The organism is Oleiphilus sp. HI0123, from assembly GCF_001635315.1.
The window spans coordinates 1-2,362 of the sequence record NZ_LWGE01001477.1 but is presented as its reverse complement, the minus strand read 5'-3'; the positions used below and the strand labels follow the sequence as shown (position 1 = coordinate 2,362).

Here is a 2,362-nt window from a genome sequence, read left to right as displayed (position 1 = left end):
AGATTGTTATAGGGGTCGACCATGAAAATACTATTTTCGACCTGAGCATGTGTTTGAGAAAATGTGTTGATCAGCACTTTGGCATCAAGGCTGTCCGAGCTCACTGTTGCTAACTGAGGAAAGGCTTGTGTAAGGTCTACTTTAAAGGGTGCTAATGCTTCGGGAGTTTTTAGTAATAGAATGGGTTTGACGACCTTGCGGTTTATTCCTGTTGATTTCCTGGCTTGTCGAATGACTAAAAGCGTATCCTGACAAGATTGTTCACAGGATGAACTCACCGTAAATAGACGCCAGCTTCCGGCTAAACTTTTATCCGAAAGTATTTCGCCAGCGCTTGTCTTGAGTGAGTACTCGCCAATTGGTAAAACGGGGGAGACTAATTGTCCATGATTTCCTAAGTCACCCACAGAAAAGCTACCTTCGCTATTCATAAAATACCAGGATGCGATATAAGGGAAGCCAAACAGCACCAGCATAATAACTAGAGGATTAACCAGGCGCTTAAAAAGGGTGGGGTTTTGTGGCTTATCAAAAGAAGGCTTATTTACTGGCACCGAAGGGTTGCTCATTTAATCACCATTAGTTGTTACTATTATTTTTATTAGGTTTGGCTTTGCTTTTAAAATTAATACCAAGAAGGGCTATTAAAACAAAGAATGCGAAAACAAACCACTGAATTGCATAGCCAATGTGCATCCCGGACTTTGCTTGGAATTTAGGCCAGTCTCTCACGAAATCTGAATCGGGTTCGGGCGCAAGTCGCAAAATTAAAGGAAGAGCTTTATAGCTGCTTTGCTGCTGAAAAACTTCCATATCCATGTAATACCACAGCGGTGGCGTAGCAGAAATAGGGTGATCGATACTCCCAAGGATGACTGGCTTAGAGCGTGGTAGAGCGAGGATGCCGCGTAAACTTAATTGCTCAGTTGGCGTCTTGAACTCAGGCAGTCCGTTTTGCTGTTTGGCCAGCCATCCGCGGTTCACCAAAATAACTTCATCTCGATTGCTTAGTAAAAAAGGGCTCATTAGGTAGTAGCCTGGTTTGCCCTTGTGAACAATATTGTCTAATAAGAATTGCTCATTAACTAGGTAGTGGCCCGTCGCAAGGGCTTTGGAGGCCGATTTAAGATGGTTGCTTTGTAGGTTTAAGTTTCTGGGAGGCAGCATGCTCAATTCTTCAAGCTCGGATTGGGTTTGCTGTTTCTCATCAGCTCGTTGCAATTGCCAAAGGCCCAAAGCACAAAAAACAAGCATCATTAGGGTGCAAAACAAAGAGAGGAAAAACTTAGGCTGAAAAGAATAGGGCATATTTAATGGTCAGTCGCAGTTCATTGAGTATTATTTTTCTGTTACGCTGAAGCTAGAACAAAGCCTATCAGAATAAGACTTAAAAAAAGGTGACCCATGAGCTTTTATAAAATTCTAATACTAATTAACTTGTTGGCGGTTCTTGTCAGTCTTGGTGCGGGCGCTTTCTTTTTAGGTAAAGATGATAATCAGCATACACGAGTGCTCACTGCGCTGACTGTACGCATATCTTTATCTATATCATTGTTAGTGCTATTAATTGCTGGCTATTATCTGGGGCTGATCGCACCGAACCAGTTTTGAGGGGCTACTTTCTAACAGGCGCAAGTGAACGTAACCGTTCACTTGTATACAAGTTGGCTTGATCTATGAATCTGAACTTTTTGCTGAAAGGTGATCTAACTTTTCATGCAGAGAGCTTAGTGACTCTTCAACACTCTTTAGTTCAGATTCTTTTTCGCTTTCATCAAGAGAGTTTTCCAAGCGATGGTTGATTTCCGAAGTTAAGGTTCGACCATTCTGTTTCGCTTGTTCTTCAAGCTTTCTTCTAAGCTCTTTTTCCATTCTTAATGAAAAAGCTTTTAATCTGTGTCCGTATTCGTCGCTCATAATTACCACAATAATGAAATATTTATTTAATGGCTACTATTATGATGTTACGGCTGTTTCACTCAACGGATTCCGTTGGCTTTCCGAGGTCTGTTCAAACTAAAGCGAATAAGGATAGAATAAAAGATTGGAAAATAATTGAAAGGATAATTAATGCCGAATCCATATGTTGTTGTCGATGATTGCCCTGACGAGAGTTTCTTGGTCACTAGGATTATCGAACAGCACGAGCAGGAAGTTGATTTATGCATGCTGCAGAATGGTGCGCAGGCGATTGACGTACTGGGTGACCCTGGAAGTCGCACGCCAGATTTGGTTATTTTAGATAACAAGCTACCGTTCTTTACAGGTATTGATGTGATCAAGTCACTGATGAACCAGGCGCGTTTTCACTCTGTGCCGAATGTTTTGATTTCTGCAGGGTTTTCAAAAAATGAAATCAAAG

At 41.5% G+C, this 2,362-nt stretch carries 5 protein-coding genes; 2 read left to right on the top strand and 3 right to left on the bottom strand.

Features of this window, described 5'->3' with window-relative positions:
* Nucleotides 1-569 (bottom strand): hypothetical protein (locus A3761_RS19460; protein WP_068750713.1); only part of this gene is annotated, 569 nt, incomplete at its 3' end.
* 10 nt (nt 570-579) lie between these two features.
* Nucleotides 580-1,254 carry an SURF1 family protein gene (locus A3761_RS19455; RefSeq protein ID WP_068511305.1) on the bottom strand — a complete coding sequence of 225 codons (675 nt, stop codon included), beginning with the start codon at nt 1,252-1,254 and terminating at the stop codon, nt 580-582.
* Nucleotides 1,255-1,404: 150 nt separating this feature from the next.
* Here A3761_RS19455 and A3761_RS19450 point away from each other — a divergent pair, with 150 nt between their 5' ends.
* Nucleotides 1,405-1,611 (top strand): twin transmembrane helix small protein, encoded by a 207-nt coding sequence (locus A3761_RS19450; protein ID WP_068511303.1) that lies wholly within the window; start codon nt 1,405-1,407, stop codon nt 1,609-1,611.
* A 63-nt stretch (nt 1,612-1,674) separates the two neighbouring features.
* On the opposite strand, the gene A3761_RS19445 is transcribed toward A3761_RS19450, so the two are convergent.
* Nucleotides 1,675-1,917: an Arc family DNA-binding protein gene (locus tag A3761_RS19445; RefSeq protein WP_082865296.1), complete on the bottom strand. Its 243-nt coding sequence runs from the start codon at nt 1,915-1,917 to the stop codon at nt 1,675-1,677.
* A gap of 153 nt (nt 1,918-2,070) precedes the next feature.
* Between A3761_RS19445 and A3761_RS19440 the strand changes: the two genes are divergently transcribed.
* Nucleotides 2,071-2,362, top strand: a 292-nt coding sequence (locus A3761_RS19440) for a response regulator (RefSeq protein ID WP_156491964.1), incomplete at its 3' end; no start/stop codon positions are given.